This is a genomic window from Duganella kummerowiae, from assembly GCF_053572355.1.
Genome location: NZ_JBKFEH010000024.1, coordinates 15,615 through 40,877, shown reverse-complemented (window position 1 = coordinate 40,877; position 25,263 = coordinate 15,615). Strand labels below are relative to the sequence as shown.

General features: G+C 66.6%; 28 protein-coding genes. 13 read left to right on the top strand and 15 right to left on the bottom strand.

All coding sequences use genetic code 11. The annotated features are described in order from the left end of the window. The first annotated feature begins 40 nt into the window (after positions 1–40). Positions 41–463, top strand: a complete 423-nt coding sequence (locus ACLB1G_RS25995) for a hypothetical protein (protein WP_491630163.1) — start codon at positions 41–43, stop codon at positions 461–463. A gap of 1 nt (position 464) precedes the next feature. On the opposite strand, the gene ACLB1G_RS25990 is transcribed toward ACLB1G_RS25995, so the two are convergent. Together ACLB1G_RS25990 and ACLB1G_RS25985 are read right to left on the bottom strand one after the other, a co-directional pair. After that, positions 465–683 (bottom strand): hypothetical protein, encoded by a 219-nt coding sequence (locus ACLB1G_RS25990; RefSeq protein WP_491630162.1) that lies wholly within the window; start codon positions 681–683, stop codon positions 465–467. Next, positions 673–879, bottom strand: a complete 207-nt coding sequence (locus ACLB1G_RS25985) for a type II toxin-antitoxin system HigB family toxin (RefSeq protein ID WP_491630306.1) — start codon at positions 877–879, stop codon at positions 673–675. The genes ACLB1G_RS25990 and ACLB1G_RS25985 overlap by 11 nt, the downstream gene beginning before the upstream one ends. A gap of 376 nt (positions 880–1,255) precedes the next feature. On the opposite strand from ACLB1G_RS25985, the gene ACLB1G_RS25980 reads away from it, so the two are divergent. From ACLB1G_RS25980 to ACLB1G_RS25960, 5 genes are all read left to right on the top strand, one after another. Further along, positions 1,256–1,654, top strand: a complete 399-nt coding sequence (locus ACLB1G_RS25980) for a DUF3224 domain-containing protein (protein ID WP_491630305.1) — start codon at positions 1,256–1,258, stop codon at positions 1,652–1,654. A gap of 163 nt (positions 1,655–1,817) precedes the next feature. After that, the gene (locus ACLB1G_RS25975; RefSeq protein WP_491630304.1) at positions 1,818–4,991 is read left to right on the top strand and encodes an efflux RND transporter permease subunit; all 3,174 of its coding nucleotides are present in this window, start codon (positions 1,818–1,820) and stop codon (positions 4,989–4,991) included. A 19-nt stretch (positions 4,992–5,010) separates the two neighbouring features. Further along, positions 5,011–6,159 carry an efflux RND transporter periplasmic adaptor subunit gene (locus ACLB1G_RS25970; RefSeq protein ID WP_491630161.1) on the top strand — a complete coding sequence of 383 codons (1,149 nt, stop codon included), beginning with the start codon at positions 5,011–5,013 and terminating at the stop codon, positions 6,157–6,159. 47 nt (positions 6,160–6,206) lie between these two features. Beyond that, positions 6,207–6,431, top strand: a complete 225-nt coding sequence (locus ACLB1G_RS25965) for a DUF6434 domain-containing protein (RefSeq protein ID WP_491630160.1) — start codon at positions 6,207–6,209, stop codon at positions 6,429–6,431. Beyond that, on the top strand, positions 6,428–6,820 hold the full coding sequence (locus tag ACLB1G_RS25960) for a lysozyme inhibitor LprI family protein (RefSeq protein ID WP_491630159.1): 393 nt from the start codon (positions 6,428–6,430) through the stop codon (positions 6,818–6,820). The genes ACLB1G_RS25965 and ACLB1G_RS25960 overlap by 4 nt, the downstream gene beginning before the upstream one ends. Before the next feature lie 16 nt (positions 6,821–6,836). Here the strand turns inward: ACLB1G_RS25960 and ACLB1G_RS25955 are convergent, their stop codons facing one another. Further along, the gene (locus ACLB1G_RS25955) at positions 6,837–7,316 is read right to left on the bottom strand and encodes an acyl-CoA thioesterase (protein ID WP_491630158.1); all 480 of its coding nucleotides are present in this window, start codon (positions 7,314–7,316) and stop codon (positions 6,837–6,839) included. 126 nt (positions 7,317–7,442) lie between these two features. On the opposite strand from ACLB1G_RS25955, the gene ACLB1G_RS25950 reads away from it, so the two are divergent. Genes ACLB1G_RS25950 through ACLB1G_RS25940 form a run of 3 tightly spaced genes read left to right on the top strand, consistent with a single transcriptional unit; the run spans position 7,443 to position 10,811 of the window. Then, positions 7,443–8,759, top strand: a complete 1,317-nt coding sequence (locus tag ACLB1G_RS25950; protein ID WP_491630157.1) for a M16 family metallopeptidase — start codon at positions 7,443–7,445, stop codon at positions 8,757–8,759. Positions 8,760–8,763: 4 nt separating this feature from the next. After that, a complete protein-coding gene (locus tag ACLB1G_RS25945; protein ID WP_491630156.1) occupies positions 8,764–10,173 on the top strand; it encodes a M16 family metallopeptidase in 1,410 nt (469 codons plus the stop codon). A gap of 8 nt (positions 10,174–10,181) precedes the next feature. Continuing rightward, on the top strand, positions 10,182–10,811 hold the full coding sequence (locus tag ACLB1G_RS25940) for an HAD hydrolase-like protein (protein WP_491630155.1): 630 nt from the start codon (positions 10,182–10,184) through the stop codon (positions 10,809–10,811). Positions 10,812–10,918: 107 nt separating this feature from the next. Here ACLB1G_RS25940 and ACLB1G_RS25935 read toward each other — a convergent pair whose 3' ends face one another. Continuing rightward, on the bottom strand, positions 10,919–11,341 hold the full coding sequence (locus ACLB1G_RS25935) for a PACE efflux transporter (RefSeq protein WP_491630154.1): 423 nt from the start codon (positions 11,339–11,341) through the stop codon (positions 10,919–10,921). Between the two features lie 88 nt (positions 11,342–11,429). Between ACLB1G_RS25935 and ACLB1G_RS25930 the strand changes: the two genes are divergently transcribed. Then, positions 11,430–12,341, top strand: coding sequence for a LysR family transcriptional regulator (locus ACLB1G_RS25930; protein WP_491630153.1), 912 nt, complete (start codon positions 11,430–11,432; stop codon positions 12,339–12,341). A 23-nt stretch (positions 12,342–12,364) separates the two neighbouring features. On the opposite strand, the gene ACLB1G_RS25925 is transcribed toward ACLB1G_RS25930, so the two are convergent. Next, positions 12,365–13,129 (bottom strand): SDR family oxidoreductase, encoded by a 765-nt coding sequence (locus ACLB1G_RS25925; protein WP_491630152.1) that lies wholly within the window; start codon positions 13,127–13,129, stop codon positions 12,365–12,367. 101 nt (positions 13,130–13,230) lie between these two features. Between ACLB1G_RS25925 and ACLB1G_RS25920 the strand changes: the two genes are divergently transcribed. Next, positions 13,231–14,157, top strand: a complete 927-nt coding sequence (locus ACLB1G_RS25920; protein ID WP_491630303.1) for an AraC family transcriptional regulator — start codon at positions 13,231–13,233, stop codon at positions 14,155–14,157. Between the two features lie 97 nt (positions 14,158–14,254). Here the strand turns inward: ACLB1G_RS25920 and ACLB1G_RS25915 are convergent, their stop codons facing one another. From ACLB1G_RS25915 to ACLB1G_RS25890, 6 genes are all read right to left on the bottom strand, one after another. After that, entirely contained in the window at positions 14,255–14,722 is a 468-nt protein-coding gene (locus ACLB1G_RS25915) for a DUF6328 family protein (RefSeq protein ID WP_491630151.1), read from the bottom strand. A gap of 76 nt (positions 14,723–14,798) precedes the next feature. Then, positions 14,799–14,954, bottom strand: coding sequence for a hypothetical protein (locus ACLB1G_RS25910; protein WP_491630150.1), 156 nt, complete (start codon positions 14,952–14,954; stop codon positions 14,799–14,801). Then, entirely contained in the window at positions 14,944–18,519 is a 3,576-nt protein-coding gene (locus ACLB1G_RS25905) for a family 43 glycosylhydrolase (RefSeq protein ID WP_491630149.1), read from the bottom strand. The genes ACLB1G_RS25910 and ACLB1G_RS25905 overlap by 11 nt, the downstream gene beginning before the upstream one ends. 97 nt (positions 18,520–18,616) lie before the next feature. Continuing rightward, positions 18,617–22,159, bottom strand: a complete 3,543-nt coding sequence (locus ACLB1G_RS25900) for a response regulator (protein WP_491630148.1) — start codon at positions 22,157–22,159, stop codon at positions 18,617–18,619. Between the two features lie 27 nt (positions 22,160–22,186). Beyond that, on the bottom strand, positions 22,187–22,552 hold the full coding sequence (locus ACLB1G_RS25895) for a hypothetical protein (protein ID WP_491630302.1): 366 nt from the start codon (positions 22,550–22,552) through the stop codon (positions 22,187–22,189). Positions 22,553–22,648: 96 nt separating this feature from the next. Beyond that, complete coding sequence (locus ACLB1G_RS25890; protein WP_491630147.1) at positions 22,649–22,792, bottom strand: hypothetical protein; 144 nt, start codon at positions 22,790–22,792, stop codon at positions 22,649–22,651. A gap of 227 nt (positions 22,793–23,019) precedes the next feature. Between ACLB1G_RS25890 and ACLB1G_RS25885 the strand changes: the two genes are divergently transcribed. Continuing rightward, positions 23,020–23,226 (top strand): hypothetical protein, encoded by a 207-nt coding sequence (locus ACLB1G_RS25885; protein WP_491630146.1) that lies wholly within the window; start codon positions 23,020–23,022, stop codon positions 23,224–23,226. On the opposite strand, the gene ACLB1G_RS25880 is transcribed toward ACLB1G_RS25885, so the two are convergent. Then, the gene (locus ACLB1G_RS25880; RefSeq protein WP_491630145.1) at positions 23,216–23,389 is read right to left on the bottom strand and encodes a hypothetical protein; all 174 of its coding nucleotides are present in this window, start codon (positions 23,387–23,389) and stop codon (positions 23,216–23,218) included. The genes ACLB1G_RS25885 and ACLB1G_RS25880 overlap by 11 nt on opposite strands. A gap of 100 nt (positions 23,390–23,489) precedes the next feature. After that, positions 23,490–23,768: an SIMPL domain-containing protein gene (locus tag ACLB1G_RS25875; RefSeq protein ID WP_491630301.1), complete on the bottom strand. Its 279-nt coding sequence runs from the start codon at positions 23,766–23,768 to the stop codon at positions 23,490–23,492. Positions 23,769–23,948: 180 nt separating this feature from the next. On the opposite strand from ACLB1G_RS25875, the gene ACLB1G_RS25870 reads away from it, so the two are divergent. Continuing rightward, positions 23,949–24,092, top strand: a complete 144-nt coding sequence (locus tag ACLB1G_RS25870; RefSeq protein ID WP_491630144.1) for a hypothetical protein — start codon at positions 23,949–23,951, stop codon at positions 24,090–24,092. A 35-nt stretch (positions 24,093–24,127) separates the two neighbouring features. Here ACLB1G_RS25870 and ACLB1G_RS25865 read toward each other — a convergent pair whose 3' ends face one another. Further along, entirely contained in the window at positions 24,128–24,724 is a 597-nt protein-coding gene (locus ACLB1G_RS25865) for a DJ-1/PfpI family protein (protein WP_491630143.1), read from the bottom strand. Between the two features lie 6 nt (positions 24,725–24,730). After that, positions 24,731–25,219 (bottom strand): hypothetical protein, encoded by a 489-nt coding sequence (locus ACLB1G_RS25860; protein WP_491630142.1) that lies wholly within the window; start codon positions 25,217–25,219, stop codon positions 24,731–24,733. Between the last annotated feature and the right edge of the window lie 44 nt (positions 25,220–25,263).

Sequence of the window (25,263 nt, the reverse complement as noted above, 5' to 3'; positions counted from 1 at the left end):
AACTGCTATGCTGTACGCTCTGTACGCTGCGAGAGCCGTGATGAAAAAACTGATCGCCATATTGCCGCCCCTGATGATGTGGACCGGCGCGTCCTCGGCCCGGCAGGTGGAGCAGCTGGCGCAGCCGGAGCCGCTGGAGAGCAGGGAAGCCATCCCGGCAAACTGGGCAGACAAGGATGGCAAGCTGGACCTGAATGCGCGAGCAGAAGGCGAGCGCCGCGCTGCCCGCGAGGAAGTGCGCAGCGAGGAAAGCAAGGAATACACGCGCCGCCACGAGATCGACACCTACCGGCTCACCACCAACGACAGGTTCACCCGGCAGTTCGCCAGCGCCAAGATCCCCAGCTGCCTGCATGCGGACGGCCTGAAGTTCCAGCCCACCAACATAGGCCCCATCGGCGTCTGGGGCATCTACGCCCTGCCCTTCATCCCCATCGCCTACCTGCGCGGCAAGTGCAACTGAGTCAGGCGTGGCGTTCGTGTTCGAGGAACTCGGCCAGTTCCTCGGCCGTCGGGGCAGCAAAAGGGTAGACGCGCACTTCGTACTCTTCCACCAGCCGGGCCAGGGCCAGCAACCGCTGTCCCTCGGCGCTACCCGGGGCGGGATCGCAAACGATCAGCTCGCCCAACTCGGCCAATGCCGCCCTGTACTCGGCCTCTGTCGCCACGATATTAGCTGCCATGATGATGCCTCCTCATGTACTGAACGTGCGAGCCTATCCACGTTACGGCGACCGCGCCCACGCGATAGGCAACCTGGGTCTCCAGGTGGTACGCATTTCCGCGCACATTAAATATAACCACATTGCCGGGCAAAAAACTCGCAGACCGGTAACGAAGTTTGATGTCATGGCTGCTGCGCCACTGGCTAGCCGTCACGTCGGCAAGCCACCTCTCTATCCAGGAGCGGCAATCGGCATGCTGCTGGCAAAATTGGTTGAGCAACTCCCGCCCTGAAACTATCACATCAGCTCCTTAGATTAGCACGTGCGCGCAGGGCGCACGTCATGCAAACTTTAAGGAATCGCTATCCGTGGAGATTGAGCCAGCTCAAGCCCTGCGTTGCCTGGGCAGCAGGCGGACAACCTTGGACTGCAGCAGGCTGGCGAGTTCAGGCTGCAACATGCTCGGCGGTCGGGCTGCGCAGGCGATTCTGGGTGCAGATAAACAGCAAACGCTTCATAATGGACGGATGAAATACGCGATAACCATCATGATACTGTCTGCCGCCTGCGCGGCCCACGCAGGAGAAGCCATGAAGCAAATCAGCGGCACCTTCGAAGTCAAGCTGACGCCGCAGCCGGCCGAGGAAGGCATTCCCTGGGGACGGCAGCGCATCGCCAAGACTTTCCACGGCCCGCTGGACGGCAGCAGCGTGGGCGAGATGGTGGCGGTGCTCACCGCCACCAAGGGCTCGGCCGGCTATGTGGCCCTGGAGCAGGTCAGCGCCACGCTGGAAGGCCGCAGCGGCTCCTTCTTCCTGCAGCATTCCGGACAGATGGACCGCGGCCAGCCGCACTTGTCCGTGACCGTGGTGCCGGACTCCGGCACCGGCGCACTGGCCGGCATCAAGGGCGACATGAGCATAGACATCGCCAACGGCCAGCACAGCTACACCTTCCGCTACAGCCTGCCGGAATCCACGGTAAAATAATTCATTCATGAATTTTTCATGAGAGCTAGCGTGCTGTCCCACTTATCAGGCAAGCTTGCTTTCATTACTATATTGCTGGGCCAGGCCGTCATCCGGCCCGCAATGTAGCTGTTTTCCCCGAAACGAGGCCCAAACAACGCCTCACCCACCGGAGTTTTTAGTGCTGATTGGTGCCGTCCGCGTCGCCCTGCGACGCCCATATACGTTTGTCGTGATGGCGTTACTCCTGTTGATAGCCGGCCCGCTGGCTGCCCTGCGTACCCCCACCGATATCTTCCCCGAGATCCGCATCCCCGTCATTGCCGTGGCCTGGCAGTACACCGGCCTGCCGCCGGACCAGATGGCAGGCCGCATCTCCACCCTGTTCCAGCGCAGCCTGACTACCACCGTCAACGATATCGAGCATATCGAGGCCAACACCTACCCGGGCGTGAGCATCGTGAAGATCTTCTTCCAGCCCGGCGTCAATGTGGCGGTGGCCAACGCCCAGGTGACGGCCATCTCGCAGTCCACCCTGCGCCAGATGCCGGCCGGCGCCACCCCGCCGCTGATCCTCAACTACAACGCCGCCACCGTGCCCATCCTGCAGCTGGCCCTGTCCGGCAAAGGACTCACCGAACAAAGCCTGTTCGACCTCGGCATGAACACGGTGCGCACCCCGCTGGTGACGGTGCCCGGCGCCGCCATCCCCCTGCCCTACGGCGGCAAGCAGCGCCAGGTGCAGATCGACATCCGCCCGGAAGCGCTGCAGGCGCGCGGCCTGTCGGCCCAGGATGTGTCGGCCGCGCTGGCCGCGCAAAACATCCTGGTGCCAGTCGGCAACCAGAAAATCGACAGCCTGGAATACACCATACAGCTCAACAGCGCTCCCTCCGCCATTGCCGACCTGGGCCTGCTGCCGGTCAAGGCCGTCAACGGCAATGTGATCTACCTGCGCGACGTGGCCGACGTCCACGACGGCAACGCGCCGCAGACCAATGTGGTGCACGTGGACGGCGGCCGCTCGGTGCTGATGTCGGTGCTGAAGAACGGCGCCACCTCCACACTGGCCATCGTGGACGGCGTGCGCGACAAGCTCAAGGCGCTCAAGCCCGGCTGGCCGGAGGCGCTCAACGTCACCCCCATCAACGACCAGTCGGTGTTCGTGCGCGCCGCCGTGAAAGGGGTGGCCACCGAGGGCGCCATCGCGGCGGCCCTGACTTCGGTCATGATATTGCTGTTCCTGGGCAGCTGGCGCTCCACCGTCATCATCGCGGTGTCCATTCCGCTGTCCATCCTGGGCTCCATCCTGGCCCTGGCGGCCATCGGCGAGACGCTCAACCTGATGACCCTGGGCGGGCTGGCGCTGGCGGTCGGCATCCTGGTGGACGATGCCACCGTGACCATCGAGAACATCAACTGGCACCTGGAGCACGGCAAGGACGTGGAAACCGCCATCATGGACGGCGCGGCCCAGATCGTGACCCCGGCCTTCGTCTCGCTGCTGTGCATCTGCATCGTGTTCATCCCCATGTTCTTCCTGGAAGGCGTGTCGCGCTTCCTGTTCGTACCCATGGCCGAGGCGGTGATCTTCGCCATGGTGTGCTCCTTCATCCTGTCGCGCACCCTGGTGCCGACCATGGCCAACTACCTGCTGCTGCCGCACCATGACGGCGAAGGCCACAACCATGGCGCGGCGCCCTCGCGCAATCCGCTGGTGCGCTTCCAGCGCGGCTTCGAGGCCCGCTTCGAACGCCTGCGGGTCGGCTACCGGGGCGTGCTGGAAGGCGCGGTGCGGCACCGCAAGTCCTTCCTGGCCGGCTTCCTGGCGGTGGTGGCGCTGTCCTTCGGCCTGCTGCCCTTCATCGGCTCCAACTTCTTCCCGGCCGTCGATTCGGGCCAGGTGCTGATGCACGTGCGCGTGCCGATCGGCACCCGGGTCGAGGAAACGGCGGTGCGCTTTGCCGCCATCGAGAAAGCCATCCGGCGCGTGATTCCCAGCGGGGAAATCGTCACCATGGTGGACAACATCGGCCTGCCCTCGTCCAGCATCAACCTGACCTACAACAGCACCGGCACCATCGGTTCGCAGGACGGCGACTTCCAGATCGCCCTGCACGAAGGCCACCGCCCCACCGCCGACTACGTGCGCAAGCTGCGCGAAGTGCTGCCGCGCGAGTTCCCCGACACCACCTTCTCCTTCCCGCCGGCCGACATCGTCAGCCAGATCCTGAACTTCGGCGCACCGGCGCCCATCGACCTGCAAATCCGCGGCAGCAAGGTGGAAGAAAACTACGCCTATGCGCAGAAGCTGCTCAAGCGCGTGCGCGCCATCCCCGGCGTGGCCGACGCCCGCATCCAGCAATCGAACAAGGCCCCGGTGTTCAATGTGAACCTGGACCGCACCCAGGCCCAGCTCCTGGGCCTGACCACGCGCGACGTCACCAACAGCGTGGTGGTCAACCTGGCCGGCAGCAGCCAGGTCTCGCCCACTTACTGGCTCAATCCGCAGAACGGGGTCAGCTACCCCATCGTGATGCAGACCCCGCAATACCAGATGGACTCGCTGGCGGCGCTGCGCAACCTCCCGGTGGGCAACGGCAGCAGCAGCGGCACCACGACGCTGGGCGGCGTGGCCACCTTCGAGCGCGCCAACGGCAGCGCCCTGGTCAGCCAGTATGACGTGCAAGCCATGGTGCAGATCCTGGCCACCACCCAGGACCGCGACCTGGGCGCGGTGGCGGCCGAGATCCGCCGCGTGATCGAGGACACCCGGGCCGAGGCGCCCAAGGGCTCGACCGTGCAGCTGCTGGGCCAGGCCCGCACCATGGACAGCGCCTTCAAGGGCCTGCTGTTTGGCCTGCTGGGCGCGGTGGTGCTGATCTACCTGCTCATCGTGGTGAATTTCCAGAGCTGGACCGATCCGGCCGTGATCGTGTCGGCCCTGCCGGCCGCGCTGGCCGGCATCGTGTGGATGCTGTTCGCCACCCAGACCACGCTATCGGTGCCGGCCCTGACCGGCGCCATCATGTGCATGGGCGTGGCGACCGCCAACAGCGTGCTGGTGGTCAGCTTCGCCCGCGAGCGCCTGGAGGAACTGGGCGACGCCACCGCCGCCGCGCTGGAAGCGGGCTTCGTGCGCTTCCGCCCGGTGCTGATGACGGCGCTGGCCATGGTGATCGGCATGCTGCCCATGGCCCTGGGCCTGGGCGAAGGCGGCGAGCAGAACGCCCCGCTGGGCCGCGCCGTGATCGGCGGCCTGGTGTTCGCCACCATCGCCACCCTGATTTTCGTTCCCGTGGTGTTCAGCCTGGCGCATGGCCGCAAGGCGCGCCGCCACGCCACGGTGCAACCATAACAGTTCCGGAGTCTTCATCATGCAAAAAACCGTTTTCCGCTCGCCGCAAACACTGCTGGGACTGACCGCGATCGCCATCGCGGCGGCCGTGGTGGTGACCGGCTTGAGCACCCGTCACCTGCAGGCCGAACAGCTGCAGCAAGGCGCCAGCGAGCACGCCGTGCCGACCGTGAACGTGGTGAGCGCCTCGCCCGTCGATGGCGCCGCGCTGGAACTGCCGGCCCGCATCGAACCGTGGTCGCGCGCGCCCATCTACGCCCGCGTCAGCGGCTATCTGAAACGCTGGAACGTGGACATAGGCGGCGCCGTGAAGGCCGGCCAGGTGCTGGCCGAGATCGAAACGCCGGACCAGGACCAGCAGCTGGCCCAGGCCCGCGCCGACCTGGTCACGGCGCGCAGCAACCTGGCGCTGTCGGCCAGCACCGCCAAACGCTGGGAAGCGCTGCTGGCGTCCAACGCCGTCTCCAAACAGGAAGCCGACGAGAAGGCCGGCGACCTGGCGGCCAAGCAGTCGGTCGTCAACGGCCTGCAGGCCAATGTCGAGCGCCTGCAGGCGGTGCAGCGCTACGCCAGGCTGACCGCGCCTTTCGACGGCGTGGTCACGGCGCGTAACACCGATGTCGGCGCCCTGATCAGCGTGGGCGGTGCCGCCGGGACGGAATTGTTCGTGGTGTCGGACGTGAAGAAACTGCGCATCTACGTCAGCGTGCCGCAAAGCCAGGTGGGGCTGGTCAAGGCCGGCAGCACGGCGCGCATCACGGTGCCGGAGCGTCCCGGAAAATCGTACACGGCCACGGTGCAATCGACCTCGCAAGCCATTTCAGCCGGCACCGGCGCCATGCTGGTGCAGCTGGTGGCCGACAATGCCAGCGGCGAACTGCTGCCGGGCGGCTTCGCCACGGCCAGCTTCGACACAAAAGGACAGGCCGGCCTGCTGGCGGTCCCGCCGGGCGCCCTGATGCTGGGCAAGAATGGGACCCGGGTGGCCACCGTGGGCGCCGACAACCGGGTCCAGATCAAGCCGGTGCAGGTGGCGCGCGACTACGGCAACGTCATCGCGCTGGGCGGCGGAGTCTCCGCCTCGGACCGCGTGATCGACAGCCCGCCGGACGGCCTGGCCAACGGCGACCTGGTGCGCATCGCCACGACGCAGAAGTCCAAGCCGTAGATCGCCACCATAGCCCTATCCATGAAACCAGCCCTGGAGGCCACCCGATGACTGTCTTTGACTGGCACGGCGGAAAAATCGATTCCGCCACCCTGATCGACGCCAACTACCGCAACACGCAAAACGTGCGCCGCTTCCTGCTCCTGCAATGCGGCGCCGGCTTCAAGTTCGACCGCGAACTGATGGCCTGGATACGCAGCGGCGCCCCAAAAACCATGGGCGACGTGGCCGAAGAATGGCGGCGCCGCCACAACGCGGAGACTCCGGCATGAAGATGGCGCGCCTCATCGTGCTGGCCGCCAGCCTGTGCGCTTTCAACACTTACGCCGACCAGCCATGCGGCCAGGACCATCTCTCGCAAGTCCAATGCGGGGCTGAACAGAACAAGCGGCTGGACGCGGAACTGAACGCGGCCTACCAGGCGGCGCTGGCCAAGCTGCCCGACCAGGACCAGTGGGACATCCGCAAAGGCAAGGAACAGCTGCGCAAATCGCAGCGCGCCTGGCTCAAGTTCAAGGATGAGAACTGCGCCCTGGAGGGTGGCCTGGAAGGCGGCAGCAACCTGGCGGTCAGCGAGTTCGCCAACCAATGCGCGGCGCGCGAACTGGCCGAGCGCATCAAGTTCCTGCGCCGCGTGGCTGACGGCGGCTTCGGCGGATAAAAGGGATTGGGGACTGTCAGTTCTTTTTGGCCCCATGCACCATCTGCCGCGCCTGCTTGCGCAGCACCGCCTGGGCATGGCGCTGTTTCTGTTCCTCGGTTTCCGGCACCAGTTCCGGCACCGGCACCGGCTTGCGGTTCTCGTCCACCGCCACCATGGTGAAGTAGCAGCTGTTGGCGTGGCGGACCAGGCGCTGCTGGATGTTTTCCGTCACCACGCGGATGCCCACCTCCATCGAGGTGCGGCCGGTGTAATTGATCGAGGCCAGGAAGGTCACCAGCTCGCCCACGTGGATGGGCTGCAGGAACATCACCTGGTCCACCGACAGGGTCACCACATAGCTGCCGGAATAGCGGCTGGCGCAGGCATAGGCCACGCTGTCGAGGAATTTCAGGATGGTCCCGCCGTGCACGTTGCCGGAGAAATTGGCCATGTCGGGGGTCATCAGAACAGTCATGGTCAGCTCGTGCGCGGACCAGGTCATCGGTTTTTCCATGTGGGCTTCCTGTAGGTGGCGTTTCCTCCATGCTATCCGCTCAGCTGCCATCCGGCAAATAGTTAGCAGAAATATCCGGCATTCACTTATGATGCAGCCTTCCCCCCCGCCACAGAAAGGATCACCATGAAGTGGAAATTGCTGGCCGCCAGCGTGCTGCTGGGCTTGTCCGCAGCCGCCCAGGCCGCCCTGGCGCCGGACCAGGTGCAGACCTTCACCCTGGCCAACGGCATGAAGTTCATCGTGCTGGAAAGCCACGCCATCCCGAACGCCAATATGTACACGTTCTGGAAGGTCGGCTCGCGCAACGAGGCGCCCGGCATCACCGGCTTGTCGCACTTCTTCGAACACATGATGTTCAACGGCTCGAAGAACTTCGGCCCCAAGATGTTCGACCGCACCATGGAAGCCAAGGGCGGCTCCAACAACGCCTACACCAGCACCGACCTGACCGTGTACCAGGACTGGTTCCCGGCCACCTCGCTGGAAACCATCTTCACGCTGGAGAGCGACCGCATCGCCCACCTCAGCATCGATCCGAAGATGGTGGCCAGCGAGCGCGGCGTGGTACTGTCCGAGCGCAGCACCGGGCTGGAAAACTCCAACGCGCGCATGCTGCACGAGGCGGTCAACAGCGTGGCCTTCTCGGCCCACCCGTATTCCTGGTCCGTGATCGGCCATGAGTCCGACATCAAGGCCTGGACCCAAGAGGACCTGGTGCGCTACTTCCAGACCTACTACGCGCCCAACAACGCCGTGTCGGTGATCGTCGGCGACGTCAAGGCCGACGAGGTCAAGAAGCTGGCCAGCAAGTACTTCGGCGCCATCCCCAAGCGCCCGGCGCCGCCCGCCGTACGCACCGTGGAGCCGCCGCAGAAGGGCGAACGCCGCGTCTTCGTGCAGAAGGAATCGGCCACCGCGCCCAATCTCACCATCGCCTACAAGATCCCGTCCATCAGCGATCCCGATTACTACGCGCTGGACGTGCTGCAAAGCGTGCTGGCCGACGGCCGCACCTCGCGCCTGTACCGCGCCCTGGTCGAGCAGCAGCTGGCCACCCAGGTCAACGCGTCCAGCCTGGACGGCTTCGACCCCGGCCTGCTGTACCTGAGCGCCGTGGCCGCCGCCAAGGTGGAACCGGGCAAACTGGAGCAGGCGCTGCTGGCCGAAGTCGACAAATTGATCAAGGATGGCGTGACCGACGAGGAACTGCAGAAGGTGCGCAACCAGAAGCTGCTCAACCTGTACCGCACCCAGGAAACCATCAACGGCAAGGCCCAGCTGCTGGGCAATTACGAGGTGTTCTTCGGCGACTACAAGAAGCTGTTCGACGCCCCGGCCGCCTACCAGAAACTCAGCACGGCCGACATCCAGGCCGTGGCCGCCAAATACCTGAAGAAGTCGCAGCGCACCGTCGGCGTGCTGGCCGCGAAGGAGGACTGAACGCATGAAGCATTTGAACACCCTCGCCGCGGCAGCCCTGGCCGCGCTGGCCACCGCCGCCCACTGCGCCGAGTTCCGCCTGCCGGTCTACGACACCGCCACCCTGCCCAATGGCCTGACCGTGTACCTGATGGAGCGCCACGAGGTGCCGCTGATCTCGGTGCGCGCCGTGGTCAAGGCCGGCGCCGTGAACGATGCGGCGCAGCCGGGCGTGTCCAACCTGACCGGCGACGCCCTGCTGCTGGGCAGCACCAGGCACGACAAGAAAGCCATCGACCAGGCCTTCGACTTCCGTGGCGCGCGCCTGGCCGGCGGCGCCGGCGCCGAGCAAAGCTCGGTGCAAGCCAACTTCGCCAGCGGCGATGCGCCGGCGCTGCTGCCGCTGTTTGCCGAAATCGTCCAGCAGCCCTCCTTCGACGAGGCCGAGCTGGCCAAGCTGCGCGCGCGCAAGGTCAATGGCCTGAAGCAAGCCAAGGAATCGCCGCGCAACGTGGTGGCCAACTACTACCGCAGCATGCTGTACGGCGACGCCCCCTACGCCAACCCGGCGGGCGGCACGGCCGCCAGCGTGGCCGCGCTCGGGCAGGCCGACGTGCGCAGCTTCCACCAGCGCTACTACCGTCCGGACAACGCCGCCATCATCGTGGTGGGCGACTTCCAGGCCGGCGAGATGCGCAGGCAGATCGAATCCCTGTTCGGCGCCTGGAAGGCCAATGGCCCGGCCCTGCCGCGCCAGGATTACGGCCAGGTGCAGGCCGGCAAGGCGCGCGTCTGGCTGGTCAACAAGCCGGACGCCATCGAGACCACCTTCCTGATCGGCGGCGCCGGCATCGCCCGCAACGACCCGGACTACGTGCCGCTGCAGGTGCTCAACACCATCGTGGGCGGCCGCTTCACCTCCTGGCTGAACGATGAGCTGCGCGTCAATTCCGGCCTCACCTACGGCGCCCGCAGCGAGTTCGCCACGCTATCGCAAAGCGGCACCTTTGCCATCTCCAGCTTCACCGCCACCGCCAAGACCGAAGCGGCGCTGGCCCTGGCCCACAAGACCTATGAGCGCCTGTGGACCAAGGGCATAGACCAGGCCACGCTGGAATCGGCCAAGGCCTACGTCAAGGGCCAGTTCCCGCCGCGCTTCGAAACCAGCGAGCAGCTGGCCGGCCTGCTGGGCGATATGTACGTGTCCCAGGTCAGCCGCGACCAGATCGACAACTTCATGCGCGACGTGGACAGCCTGACGCCACAGCGCGCCAGACAGCTGGTGGACAAGCACTTCCCGCGCGCCAACCTGCAGACGGTGCTGATCGGGAAGGCGGCCGATATCCGCAAGGTGGCCGCCAGTTATGGCGAGGTGACCGAGCTGGAGATCGCCGGCGACGGCTTCAAGCCAAGCGCGACGCCTGTTACCCAGTAAGGCCGCGCATGGCGCGCAAGCTGGTCATCTTCGACTTCGACGGCACCCTGGCCGACACGCTGCCGTTCTTCCTGTCCGCCTTTGACGAGGCCGCAGCCAAGTACGGCTTTGCGCGCCTGGACCGGGCCCGGCAGGCCGAGCTGCGCGGCTTCGACGCGCACCAGATCATGTCGCATCACCGCATTCCATTCTGGCGCGTGCCGGCCATCGCCAGCTTCATGCGCAAGCGCATGGAGGACCATGCCGGCGGCATCGCCTTGTTCCCGGGCGTGCCCGAAGCGCTGAGCGAACTGTCGCGGCGCGGCGTGACGCTGGCCATCGTGACCTCCAATTCCAGGGCCAACGTGGCGCGCGTGCTGGGACGGGACTGCGCCGCCCTGTTCGGACAGATGGAATGCGGCGCCTCGCTGTTCGGCAAGGTGCCCAAGATACGCAAGGTGCTGGCCCGCACCGGCATCGCGCCGGCCGACGCCATCCTGGTCGGCGATGAAATCCGCGACGCCAGGGCCGCCGCCGAAGCGGGCCTGGATTTCGGCGCCGTGGCGTGGGGTTTCAATCACCTGGACGCCCTGCTGGAACAGCGGCCAAGGGAGGTGTTCATGCAAACAGCCGACCTCAGCGCCAAACTCAGTCCCTAGCCTCGGAACGTCGCTGCCGCGCACGCGGCAGCCTATGCCGAGCGTGCATCCCCCGGCGGCGCCTGCTCTGCATGGGCTGCCTCCCTCGCGGCAGCGACGGCGCGCACTCATGCTGGTTGCGCCGACCTGGGCAGGCCGAAAATGCGGTCGAAGGCGATATTGAACACCAAACCGTAGACCACGAAAAAGGCCACCAGCCCCAGGTTGACCACCAGCGCCTCCAGCAAGGTCACGCCCAGCCACCAGGCGAAGAAGGGCGCCAGCACCACGACCAATCCGCCCTCGAAACCCAGCGCGTGCACCACGCGCCGCAGGGCGCTGCGGCCCCGGGTGGCCTGGCGCGCCTCCCACATTTCGAACAGGCTGTTGTAGGCCATGTTCCACACCATGGCGAGGGCCGAGGACACCACGGCAGCCACGCCCGCATGGCCCAGGTCATGGCCCAGCAGGGCCAGCCCGGCGCTGGTGCAGAGCACGGCGATCACCTCGAACAAGGTGCTATGGACGATCTTGCGCTTCAGGCCTTGCATGTGCTTCTCCTCGATATGGGCGCATCATACCGTGGGAAAACTGAATGAAAAAGTCGACAGCCATCAGTTTTTCTGACAGCATTGCCCCATGGCTTTCTCAAGCGATAACGTGACCCTGTTCCTCGCCGTGCTCGACCACGGCTCCTTTTCAGCCGCCGCGCGGGCGCTGGGACGGGTGCCGTCCGCCGTCAGCATGGCAATTGCCCAGCTGGAGGCGGAGCTGGACCTGCCGCTGTTCGAGCGCAGCCCGCGCGAGGTGCGCCCCACCGAGGCGGCGCGCGCGCTGGAACCGGAAGCGCGCCAGCTGGCCGGCCAGCTGCGCCGCCTGCAGGCCCACGCCCTGTCGCTGCACCAGGGCCTGGAGCGGCGCCTGACATTGGCGGTCGCGCCCGAACTGCTGTCGGCGCCCTGGAACGAACCGCTGGCGCGCCTGGCCGAGGAATTCCCGGCGCTGGAAGTGGAAGTGCTGTCCGCGCCCCAGGCCGACGCGCTGCGCATGCTGCGTGCCGGGACCGCGCAGTTGGCCCTCATGTACGAACGCCCACAGGTGGACGAACACGAGAGTTTCCAGGAACTGGGCAGCGAAGTGCTGCAGGCGGTGATCTCGCCCGCGCATCCTCAGGCGCGTCAGTGCAATGGCTTGTTCCGGCTGGAGGAACTGGTGGACCTGCGCCAGATCGTGATCGCCAGCCGCGACGCCCAGGACGGCGATTTGCGCGTGCTCATTTCGCGCAAGGTGTGGCGCACCGACAGCCACCTGGCCGCGCTGGGACTGGTGCGCGCCGGCCTCGGTTGGGCCTATTTGCCGCGCCGGCTGGCGGCGCCGCTGCTGGAATCGGGCGAGCTGGCAGCCATCGCTTTCGAGCACATGAGCAACCAGCTGCGCCTGTGGGTGGACGTGGTGTGGCTGAACGACCGCCCGGTGGGCCTGGGCGCCCAGCGCCTGGTGGCGCTGATGAAGGATATCGCCGGGCTGGAAAGCCGCCCCGCCGCCGGCTAGTAGTTCGCGCAGGCTCCCGGGGGCTAGGCTGGGGTCGTCGCCGGCGTCCCACGTCCGGCCAGCGCCAGCGCATCCGCGCCGGCCGCAAACCTGAGGCGGTCACTGCCATCATTGACCGCTTCCCACACGACTTGCGCGACATCGCGCCCGGTGGTGACCGCGGCGATCTGGGCGAAGCCGGCAAACACGCTGTGGGCGAATGATTCATAGGCCGGCGGTATCAGGCCCTGCATGCGCTGCTGGCCATTGGCGGTGAAGCTGGTCGACGGCCCATAGCCAGGCTGCACCAATTTCACACGCACCCCGAACTCCTTGAGTTCCCACTCCAGCGACGCTGTAAATCCTTCGATCGCCGTCTTGCTGGCCGTGTAGGCTGCGACCAGCGGAAACGGCGCCAGCACCGCGCTTGAGGTGACATTCACGATGCAGCCCGCCCCGCGTTGCCGGAATTGCGGTATGACCGCCTGGCACATGGCCATGGTGCCGAAGGTGTTGGTCTCGAAGATATCGCGTACGGTGGACATGGGGGTAGCCTCGAAAGCCCCGAACAAGCCCAGGCCTGCATTGTTCACGAGCACGTCCAGCGGCCCGGCCGCGTCCAGCGCCTGGGCGATGCTGTCGGGCCGCGTCACGTCCAGCTGGAGCAGGCGCAGCCTGCTCGACTGCGGCAGTACGTCGGGGCGCGGCGTACGCATGGTGGCGATGACATTCCAGCCTTGTTCCAGGAAATAGGCAGCGGTTTCGCGGCCATAGCCGGAAGAACAGCCAGTGATCAGTACGGTTTTCATGTTGGGCTCCAAGTGTTGAGTTGACGTGGAGTGAACAATAAAGGAATATTCCCGAATGATCGATGATGGAAAGTGCATTTATGTTTAGCCAAAGTCCAAAAGTGGAGGACCCCCTCTCCGAGGTGGTGAGACTGTTGCGTCCCCATGCGGCGTTTGCCAACGTGATCAGCGGCAAAGGAAACTGGGCCGTCAGATATGCCGAATATGGCTTGCCCAGCTTCTGCATCATGCTGGAAGGGAGCTGCCTGCTGGCGGTGGATGGGCACGAGCCGATAGCCATCGGCGCAGGAGACTTCATACTGTTGCCTGCCACGCCGGCGTTCACCTTGTCGAGCTTTGCACCCGCGCCGGCGGTCTGCCTGGACCCGCATCAAGTGGCGCAAGACCGGGCGGAACTGCGCTACGGAGACCAGGCGGGCGAACCGGACATGCGCTCACTGGGCGGCGCCTTCCTGCTCAATTCCAGCAATGCGGGCCTGCTGCTGTCCTTGTTACCCGCCGTCGTGCATGTACGCGACTCGGCCCGCCTGTCGCTGCTGGTGCGGCTGGTGCGCGAGGAATCGGCCGGGCTGCAGCCTGGCGCCGGGTACCTGCTGTCGCGCCTGGCGGAAATGCTGCTGGTGGAAGCCATGCGTTGCAGCGCGGCGGGCAATGCGCCGCCAGGCCTGCTGCGCGGACTGGCAGACGCCCGCCTGGCGCCCGCCTTGCAGGCCATGCATGGGCAAGTTCACCATGCCTGGACCATCGATCAACTCGCCAGTATCGCGGCCCTGTCCCGCACCGCGTTCTTCGAGCGTTTCGCGCGCACGGTGGGCGCGACGCCCATGGACTACCTGTTGGCCTGGCGCATGGAGATCGCGAAGGAACTGCTCACCGCTGGCGAGCTCACCGTGTCCGCCATCGCGGAGCGTGTAGGATACGGATCAAGCAGCGCTTTCAGCGTCGCCTTCAGCAGATATGTGGGGCTGGCGCCCAGTCACTACGTGCGCTCCCGCCCAAGTCGGGGCATCGGCGCCAGCTCCCCATAGCCTGGGCGCCCAACGAAGGCGCCAGCATGGCCGCCCCGTGATGGCGGTGGCGGACCGTCCATCCGGTCGGCTCACGGGAGAGCAGCCAGGAAGGCGGCTAGACCCCGCCCTTGTGCTTGAGATACAGCGGCATCAGCCACCACGCCACGCTGACCAGCACCGCCATGATGGCCGCCGCGATAAAGCCCACCGTGGCGCCGAACACTTCCGACAGCACCAGGTCGGTGCCCAGCACCAGGGCGATGGCCAGCGCGATGGCGCCGGCCAGGATCTGGCGCGAGGCGATGCGCTTGAAGCGCTCGCGGTCCTTCAGCGGACGCAGCATGCGATGCTGGACTGCGGGCGCCGCCAGCAGCACCAGGCTGGTGAGGGACAGGAAGAAGGTGGCCAGGAACATCAGCTTCTCCGCATGCACGATCTTGGAGAAGCCGGCATTGAAAGGCAGGATGATGAGGAAGGCGGACAGCATCTGCGCGCCGGGCAGCAGGATGCGCATCTCGCTCAGCATGTCGGAGAAATCGCCGTCGCCGGCCTCCGCGCCGTTGTAGTCGTCGTCCTTGGACATGGGGCTCACAGGGGAAGATGGTGAGCCGATTATACGGTCGCGGCGCCCTAACCGCGCGCCCGCTACGCCACCACGCTCAGGGCTGGGTCACGGCGGCCGACGCCGGCACGCGCGTCGAGAGCGGGTTCTTGCGCACCTGGCCTTCCATCCACCAGGCTGCTTGCAGTCGCGCTTCTGGCGGCACCGGATTGGCGCGCCGCCAGCAACGGTGAGGGATGGGCTTAGCTGCCATACCACTGCAGCCGCACGCCGTCGCCGCTGCCTCCCACCGGACCGGGACTGTCCGCCGTCAGCTTGCCACTGTCCGGGTGGACGCGCAGGTAGCGGTTGGTGGCCAGGGACATCAGCAGCAATTCACCGCTGGGGGTCTCCATCCACTGGAAGCTTTGCGCCACGCCGGGCTGGCCGGCGGCCAGGGCCACGGCCCCATCCGGCGCCACGCTCAGGTAGCCGGCGGCTCCCTGCAGCGCGACCCGGCCCAGTCCCAGGTCGCGCACGGTGAGAGCGGCCAGCTGGCCGGCGCCGCGCAGGCGGATGGCCTGGCCGTAGGGAATGGGCCGCATCAGGCCGCGCGGATAGGGCTGGCGTATCTCCACGCTGTCGATATCGGCATAGCCGCCCTGCCCTGCTCCCTGGTGATAGTTGAACAAGGCGTAGCGCACGCCCTGGAAGGTGTTCAGCTGGAACACCATGGTGAATTCCTCGCCGATGCGCACGAAGTCCTTGCCGTTGACGGAATAGCTGAAGCGCGCCTTCTCGGTGAGGAAGTTACAATCGGCGCGCAGCCAGAGCCGCGCGGCCGCCACGCTGGCGCGCGCGCTGGCGCCGCTGGCCTGGTCGTAGGCCACCAGCGCCAGCCCGTCCGCGCTTTTTTCCACGGCCAGGGTGCCGTAGGGCGTGTTCAGCAGGCCCAGACCGGCCACGTCGCCGGGCCGCATGCCGGCCGTGTCCAGCAGCACGGTAGGCGTGGACAGCGGGCCGATGGCGCGCTGGGTCAGGGTATTGCGCGCATCCCAGAATGAGGTGGCCGGCAGCGCATGCAGGCGCAGGTAGCCGGGCCGCTGCGTCAACGACCACTGTCCGTCGACGGGCGCATGGTTCCACTGCCAGATGGGCTTGAGCGTCGCCGAGGCGAAATCGTCGCTGCGCTCGAATGGCGCCTGTGGGGCCTGGGGCGTGGCCGTGGCGGGCTTGACCCAGGTGCGCGGCGTGCGCGTGAGGTTGCCGGGCAAGCCGAAATACGGCCAGCCATCCTGCCAGGTGACCGGCGACAAATTCAGCAGCCGGCCCACCGAGTTATTGTCGCTCATGGAAAAGCCCCACCACTCGCCGGCCGGGGTCAGCACGATGCCGCCCTGGTGCAGCGGCGCCGCCGCGCGGGCCGGATCGGGCGGCTGGATCGAGGCCGGCGCTTTCTTGTCCCTCAGGCTGTAGCCCTGGCGCAGGCCGAAGGACTCGTCCTTGCTGATGGCGAGGTTGACCTCGTAGGGGCCATACAGGCTGTCGGCGCGCGCCGCCGGCATGCGGAAGCCACCCGCGTAATTGGCGCTGAGGATGTAGTATTTGCCGTTGATCTTGTAGAAGTGGGCGCCCTCGCCCATGCCGGCGGTCTTGGAAAACAGGGTGCGCTCGGTGCCAGGCACGATGTCGGTCAGGTCATCATTGAGGCGGGCCAGCTGCAGGTCCTGGTGGCCCCACACCACATAGGCCTTGCCGTCATCCTCGAACAGCACCGATAAATCGTGCAGGCCGCGCTTCATCTCGCGCCGGGTCCACGGTCCGCGTGGATCGGTGGCGCTGTAGACCTGGGTGGCGCGGCCGTTCACGTTGCTGAAGATGTAGAACACGCCGTCGCGGTAGCGCAGGCTGGGAGCCCAGATGCCCTGGCCGTGGATGGACTTGCCCTGCTCGAGCCGGTATTGCGGACCGTAGTCCAGCCTGGGCTCGGCGTAGGCCAGGAATTCCCAGTTGACCAGGTCGCGCGAGCGCAGCACCGGCAGGCCCGGCATGGCATGCATGGTGGTGCCGGTCAGGTAGAACCAGTCGCCGACGCGGATGATGTCGGGGTCGGAAAACTCGTCATGGAAAATCGGATTGGTGTATGTGCCGTTGCCGTTGTCCGCCATCCACGTCTGCGTGGCCAGCGCCGCCTGCACGTAGGGGCCGATCACCACGCCGACGAAGCCCTTGGCCTTTTGGGTGGACAGGAAGGTCACATCCACGTCGTCCTTCAGCAGCACCGCCTGCCCGCCGGAGCGGTAGGAGGCGCGGGCGCGGCCGCCATGCATGTCCAGCACCAGTTCGGCGCGGCTGCCGTCGTAGGGTGCGCTGGCCAGCAGGGTTTCCTGGCCGTTCTCGGTCTTGAGCAGGGCCACCACGCGCCGCCCTTCCAGCTGCGCCAGGCCCAGGAACAAATGGGCGTCGTCGTTCTGCAGCGCCAGCAGGCCGGCGCGGTCGCCGTCGCGCTGCGGCGCGTACTCCACCGTGGTGGCCACAGTGGCCTCGTGGTGCTGCTGGCGCCGCCCGATGAAACCGGGGACGCCGGACAGCTCGCCCAGGCGCTGGCCGGAGTTGAGCACCAGCGCGCCCTGCTCCAGCCGATATAAAGGAGCGCGCGGCACGCGCAGGCCTATCCAGGCCGGCGACAAAGGCCGGTCGAATTCATCCACGTAGCTGAAATCGCCATTCATGGGTGGCGCGGCCGGCGCCTGCGCGGGCAGCGCGGGCTTGGGCAGGCTGTAGGGCAGCACGCGGCCCTGCTCCAGGATCAGCGGCCAGCCATCCTTCCAGCTCACCGGCAGCAAAAAAGTTTCGCGGCCTATGTTATAGAAATTACCAGGGTAAGGCCGGGTGGCCAGGAACACGGCCCACCAGTCGCCGTTCTGGGTCTGCACGAACTTGGCGTGGCCGGCCGTGGTGACCGGGTGCGGCCGCCTGGGATCCAGGTCGCGCTGGGTCAGGATGGGATGCACGGGTCCCGGCACGTAGGGTCCCATCACCTCGCGCGAGCGGAACACCACTTCCGAGTGGTTGTCGCCAGTGCCGCCCTCGGCGCAGATCAGGTAGTAATAGCCATCCTTCTTGAACAGGTGCGGGCCTTCGATCCAGATCGGCTTCTGGTCCGGGAAGGTGCCGCCATCGACCAGCACCTTGCGCTGGCCGATGCGCTGCAGCGTGGCCGGATCCAGCTCCACGATCCAGATGGCGCGGTGGCCGTCGTAGCGCGGCTTGCCCTCGGGCGCATCGTTGTGGACCACATACAGCCTGCCGCCATCCCAGAACAGCGAGGGGTCGATGCCGTTCAAGCCCTGGATGGTGACCGGCTTGGACCACGGCCCGGCCGGATTGGTCGCCGTGATGACGAAATTGCCAATGCCGCCGGGGCAGCTGGAGCAGGTGGTGACGATGTAGTAGCGGCCATCGTGGTAGGAGATGTCCGGCGCGTAGATGCCCTGCGAGCCGCGCACGCCGCTGAAGTCGACCTGGTCCGGACGGTCCAGGGCATTGCCGACCTGGGTCCAGGTCACCAGGTCGCGGCTGTGCATGATGGGCAGGCCGGGGAAGTTGGTGAACGAGGAATTGACCAGGTAGTAGTCCTCGCCCACCCGGGTCAGCGAGGGATCGGGGAAGTAGCCGGACAGCACGGGATTGAGGAATTCGCCCGGGCCGGGGCGGACCTGTTCCTGGCTGTGTCCCGTGTAGCTGTAGCGCTCGAAGCGGGCGCTGGCCGAAGGGTCCGCCGCAGCGGATAAAGAAAGGCTGAGTGCGCACAGCAGTGTGGCCAAGGATTTCATCATGTATGCATTGCGAGCAAAATGGTAAAAACGTACTTTCTCAGATCAAAATGAATAGCGCAATCATTTTGATTAGCACCGTTGCTGAAAAGAGAATATTTTACGCCGCCAGGCGCCGCTCCATCAGCTCGCAGGCATCCAGCACAGCGGGCAACGCGGCCAGCACGGCTTCCAGCGGTTGCCACACCACGCCGGCCTCGGCCAGGTCCTTGAGCATCCACTCGGCCTGGGCACACAGGGTGGCCAGCTGGCTGGCGCCTATGGTTCCGGCCAGGCCCTTGAGGGTGTGCAGCGCGCCCAGCGCGGCGCCGCGGTCATGGGCCGCGCGCGCGCCTTCCATCCTGGCCGCCAGCTTGCCCGCCTCGGCGGCAAAGCTGCGCAGGGCCAGCAGGTAGACTTGCTGCAGGCCGCCCATGCGCTTGAGCGCGGCGGCGCTGTCCAGCCCCGTCACCTCGGGCGCCGGGGACGGCACGGGCGGGGTAGCAGGCGTGGAGGGCGTAGCGGCCATGGCGGGCATGGCGAACGTGGCGGGCGGAACCTGCGCGGCGGGCGTTGTGGAGCGGGCGGCGGACGCCGGGTCCGGGGCCGGTTCAGGGGCCGGGTCCGGCGCCGCCGGCCGCCGCGCATGGCGCAGGATGACCTCGACCAACTGGTCCAGGTCGAAGGGCTTGCCGATATGGTCGACCATGCCTGCCGCCAGAGCGGCGGTGCGGTCGGACGGCATGGCGTTGGCGGTCATGGCGACGATGGGCGGGCAGCGCCCGGCCAGGCGGGAGCGCAGCGCCGCCGTGGTGGCGTAGCCGTCCATGTCCGGCATCTGGATGTCCATCAGGACCAGGTCGGGCGGCGCGCCCGGGCCTGGCCCTTCCAGCACTTCCAGCCCGTCCAGCGCAGCTAGCGCCTGCAGCGCGGCCCGGCCGCTGCCGGCGATATCGACCGCAGCGCCCTCGTTGGCCAGCAGTTCGCTGGCCACCTGCTGGTTGGTCAGGTTGTCCTCCACCAGCAGCAGGCGCAGGCCGGCCAGCCGCCGGGTCGCGGGCGGCGGCGCCTGCGCGGCCGGAGCGCGGCCCAGGCGGGCGTCGGCCACGGCGTCGAACAGCATGGAGGCGGTGACCGGCTTGACCACCACCCCGTCCAGCACCGGCCCCATCCCGGCCTGGCGCTGCGCCAGCAGTTCACGGTCGTGCGCGGTCACCATCACCACCAGCGGCAGGCGGCCGGACGGCGCCAGCGCGCGCAGGCGCAGGCTGGTTTCCCAGCCATCCAGGCCCGGCATGCGCCAGTCGATGAACACCACGTCGTAGCCCTGCCCCGGCGAAGGTGCGGACACGGCGGCCAGGGCCTGTTCGCCGCTTTCCACCGCGTCCGCGCGCCAGCCGAAGGAGGCCGCCATCTCGGCCAGCACGGTGCGCGCGGTCGGATTGTCGTCCACCACCAGGCAGCGCAGGTCCTGCAGCGCCTGCAACGCGGAGCCTGTTGCGGCCGATGCCGGCATGGACTGGGCTGCGGGCGGAGCCTCGGCCGGTTCGCAATCCATCTCGAATTCAAAGGTACTGCCCTGGCCCAGCACGCTGCGCACCTGCAGCCTGCCGCCCATCAGCCGCACCAGGCGCGCGCTGATGGCCAGCCCCAGCCCGGTGCCGCCGTAGCGGCGCGCGGTGGAGGCCTCGGCCTGGGCGAAGCCGTCGAAAATGCGGCGGCACTGCTCCTCCGAAATGCCTATGCCGCTGTCGCTGATGGCAAAGGCGATCGCCATGCGGCCATCGGGCCGGGCCACAGGCCGCGCCGACAGCACCACCTCGCCGCGCTCGGTGAACTTGATGGCGTTGCCGGCCAGGTTGAGCAGCACCTGCTGCAGGCGCAGCGCATCGGCCACGATCCAGGACGGCAGCGCCGGATCGATGCGGAACAGCACCTCGACCTGCTTGTCGCCCACGTTGGCCGACAGGATCACGGCCAGGTCGCGCCACAGCTTGTCCAGGCAGAAGCGGTGCGGGTCCAGGCTCAGCTTGCCGGCCTCCACCTTGGAAAAATCCAGGATATCGTTCAGCAGGCCCAGCAAGGCGCTGGCGGCCGCGTGGGCCTTGACCGTGTAGTCGCGCTGGCGTTCGTTCAGCGCGGTCTGCTGCAGCAGCTGCAGCATGCCCAGCACCGCGTTCATGGGCGAGCGGATCTCGTGGCTCATGTTGGCCACGAATTCGGACTTGGCGCGGCCGGCCTTGTCGGCCGCCTCCTTGGCGCGCAGCAGCTCGTCGTGCGCCTGGCGCACCTCGGTGATGTCGGTGCTGCTGCCAACCCAGCCTGTGATGGCGCCGTCCGCGCCGCGCTGCGGCAGCGCGTGGTGGTCGAACATGCGCCATACGCCGTCGCGCCGGCGCAGGCGGGCGTCGGCGCGGAACACGCCTGTGGCCGGGGCCAGGTCCCAGGCGCCGCGCACGGCCTCCAGGTCGTCCGGATGGATCACGCTGCGCCAGTCGCCGCTGGCCAGCAGCTGGCTGGCCGGGATCCCGCTGTACTGTTCCCAGTGGTGGCTCATGAAGTCGATGCGGCGGTCGGCGCCGGCGGTCCACACCATTTGCGGCAAGCCCTCGGTCAGCGAGCGCCAGCGCGATTCGGACACGGTCAGGCGCGCCAGCGAGCCTTGCAGGGCGCCGTCGGCCTCGATCAGCCTGCGCACCGCATCGTACTGGCGCCGCAAGGCGTAGCGCACGCCCAGCAGCAGCGCGGCCGCCAGCATCACCTCCAGGCTGACAAAGATGGAGGCGTTGCGCGCCTCCTTCTGCCAGGGCGCCAGGAAATCCTCGCTGGCCAGGCCCACTACCACATACACCGGGTAGCTGCCGACCTTCTCCAGGCTCAGCACCCGCTCGCGGCCGTCACGCGCGCTGACGGCCCGGTAAGTGGCGCGCTGCGCGCCGCTGGCCAGCACCGATTCGGTGGCGGCCGAGACCCGTATCGGCGTGCCGGGGGGCTGGTCCGGCGCCGCCGGGTAGCGGTGCAGCACGCGCTTTTTATCGTCCAGCAGCACGATGCTGCCGTGCGGTCCGGTCGCCAGCGATGCGAACAGCTGGTCGATGCGCCGGATGTCCAGGTTGGCGTACAGCGCGCCGCCGAAACCGCCGTCCGGCAGCGTGAGCGCATAGGCCAGCGGCAGCACCAGTTCGTTATTGATGCGCGACAGCAGCGGCGCGCCGAAAATCAGGCCGCGCTCACTGCGGGCGCGCTGGAAGAATTCGCGGATGCCCAGGTCCTGCGGGTGGGCAGGATCGATCTCCTCGCCGTACACCACCCTGCCCCGCGCGTCGGCGCCGCGCACGGCGCGCGCCTGCGGCAAGCGCTCGCGCAGCGCCGCCACGTAGTCGCGGTAGCGCGCCTCGTCGTAGCGGCCCTGTTGATGCAGGGCCGTGTATTCCTGCGCGCCGCGCCGCAAGGCCAGGTCGGTTTCCTGGAAATGGGCGTGGAAGTAATACTGCAGCGTGATGGCGAGGTTGCGCGAGGTTTCCTCGGCCGCCGCATAGTAGCGCTGCTGGCTCTTATACAGCACATGCACCGCGAACAATCCCAGCAGCACTACCCCTGCCGCCACGGCGGCCACCAGCACGCCAAACAGCTTTTCCAGTTTGTGCAGGGTACGGAATCTCATGGTGGCGCTGCGGAACCGGGCAATGGCTCAGAAACCCAGCTGGTCGATATCGGCCAGCGAGGCGCGGCCCTTCTCGGTGAACTCATGTCCGGCGCCATCGGCGCGCGGCTGGATGTGGGATTTTTTGCCCAGGAACAGGGCGACGTCGGCATCGAGCACGGTGGCCGGATCGGCCGCCAGGGCGCGCATGCCCAGGATGCAACGGCGCAGCAGCAGGGTTTGCTGGCCTGCAGGGGTCAGGGTGACCTGGCCATTCTTGGCCACGGAAAACAGTTTTAAACCGGCCAGCCGCTTGGTGTTGCGGCCTACGCAGGCGCTGGGCTTGCCCTTGATGCCACGCGCCACTTCAGCCACCGCGTCATATTCGTCCTGCGTTAACTTCTCATTTTTCATTGCCATACATTCCATGAAAGACTGCTAAGCCCTCATGGTACGCGCCCGGCACAGCCAGGGCAAGGCAGGGACCGCCCGCGCGGTCCCGGAGACGCTTCAGAATGCGCGTATCAGCAGCCAGATGGCGCCGATGGTGGCGAAGGCCGCCGCGCAAATCAGGGCTTGCACACGCTTGTCGGCCAGCATGGCGGCGCGGCCGCGGCGGCCGAGATAGATCTTGTTGTGCAGGGAATTGCCCATGATGGCCTCCGGTTTAATTAATCAATGACATGAACAAATTATAGGAATTCTTGCGTGACGCCTATGTGACATACAGCACAAATATGAAAATATGTATCCACTAAGCAACACTCTGTGGCGCTGTACGCAACGTTGCTGAAACCTCACTCCGGGCGCCCTTGTACGACGCAGCATGGCGCTAGCTGCTAGCATGGGGGCAGCGGATTTCATCACTACGGGAGCACACCATGGATCAGGAGTTGCAGCAGAAAACGGAGCACGACCGGTCACCACGCAAGCGTCCGCCGCCTCGCGCAGGCGATAACCTGTACGAAGAGACGGACATCGGCAGCGGCGAAAAAACACCGGCCCAGTTGGACACGGAGGAGGATATCAAAAGCATACCGCCGTTGCCGCACGATACGCCGCCAGCCTCCCCGCCAGCTACATCCTGATGGGCGGCTTGGGCGGAGTGGGCTCCTCGATGGGCGCCTGATCGGGCGGCGGCAGCTCGTCCGGCGGTGGTTCGTGTGGCGGGTCCTTTTCCGGCTGGGGCGGCGGCGCCTCGGGATCGGGAGTGGTATGGGCCCTCAGCGGGGCGTGGTGCTTGTTGGTCATGCTGGCCTCCTGTATGAGTGAGATGTAACCCTTGCAGGAGGCAGATTAAGGGCAAGCGCGCGCAATCGAGCGCACGGTATGCGCGCTTGCGTGCAATGGCTCACTTGCCGATGCGATAAATCACGTCCACGCTTTGGGTATAGCGCAGCGATTCGACGCCGTAGAAATCCTTGGCCTGGGGCGCGGTCCGGCTGCCCGCCGCATTCTCGGCCGGCGCCAGGCCTACCGCACGGCTGATATTGCGCAGCTGGCCGGTAGAGACCGCGTTGACCGGCCCCAGCTTCTTGCCGAAGCCGGCCGCCAGGTTTTCTGCCTTGGCTTGCGCGTCGCGCAGTGCCTGGATGGCCAGTTCGCGTTCGAGCTGGGCGCGCGAGCTCAGTCCGAAACTGGCAGGACGGCGGCCACGGCAAGCTGCTTCAACATCGCGTGTCTCCTGTTGTTTTGAGGAAAGCGCAGTATTCAGGAGATTTTATTATTTAGCAACTTGCAAACTGAACAAATTGCCCCATTTGCACTTCCAATCACCATATAGATCAACACTTAGCCAGGATATCCCGCCATGCTCGCCCCCAAGCCGCCCCGCTCCGTCGTCAACAACAAACCGGTCGCCGTGCAGGTGGTCAAGCAGGAGCAATCCGGCGCCGTGAACAAGCATGTGCTGATCGTGGAGCGCAAGCCGGGCAAGGCCGACAAGCCGAAATGAGGGCCGGCGGCGCGCTGTAGCGCGGTTTGCGCTGCTTAAAGATAAGCGCCTATGGCCGCCATCATGCGGTCCACGTACGCTTCCTTTTCGCCGACCGGGGCAATGTAGTGCATGGCGTCGCGCGCCGCCTGTTCCCCCTCCAGCCTGGCGATCATCCAGCCAGCCAGGTAGGCGGAAGCGAGGCAGCCGCCCGCCGTGGCCAGGTTATCGCGCGCATGGAAAGGCTGGTCCAGCACCGTGGCGCCGGTCTCCAGCACCCATGGCCTGGTGGTGAGGTCGGTGCAGACCGGCAGGCCTTGCAGGATGCCCAGCCTGGCCAGCACCAGCGCGCCCGAGCACTGCGCGCCTATCAGCTGGCGCGCCGGGTCCAGCTGGAGCGAGGCCATGAAACCGGCGTCATTGACGTAATCGCGGGTCTTGATCCCACTGCCGATGATCACCGCATCCGCCGCGCAAGCCTCGGCCATGGTGGACTGGGCGTGCACGGACACGCCGTTCATCGACGTCACCGAGGCGCTGGGGCAGGCGATGGTCACGCGCCAGCCGGGCTTCTTGACCCGGTTCAGCAAGCCCAGGGCAATGAAGGAATCGAGCTCGTTGAATCCTTCCAGGGTCAGGATGGCGATGTGCATGGCCGCTTATTTGTTCAGCGTGGTCAGCAGGACGAAGACTTCATGCTCGATGGCCGGCTCCACGGCCTTGAAGGCCTTGTCGGCTTTCACGTAGGCGGGACGGCGCAGTTCGGCCGCTTCGGCGGCGGTCGGCTTGGGCGCGGTCTCGTACAGGGCCGGGCCGCTGTTGTAGGTTTGCTTGAGCACTTTCTGGCCGTAGCTGGACTGGTAGTAGCGCGTGATCTCGGTGGCGGTCTCGGTGTCGACCAGCTTGGAGACGGCCGGCGTCAATCGCGTGTAGACCTGCTCGGCCGGCAGGGCCAGCACCTTGTCCATCACGGCCTGGCGCTGCTGCGGCGTGGCGTAGCGGCTGGAGCCGGCCTTGTAGCGCAGCATTTTCTCGATCTGCATGGCGGCCAGCAGGTCGTGCGTGGCCTTGGGATCGGCGGGCGGCGCCGCCTGCGCCAGGGTCGAGACGAACACGGCGCCGGCGGCCATCAAGCTAGTCCACTTCATGGAATTCCTTTAGTTGCAGAAAGCTTAATGGTAGCGCCAAACGC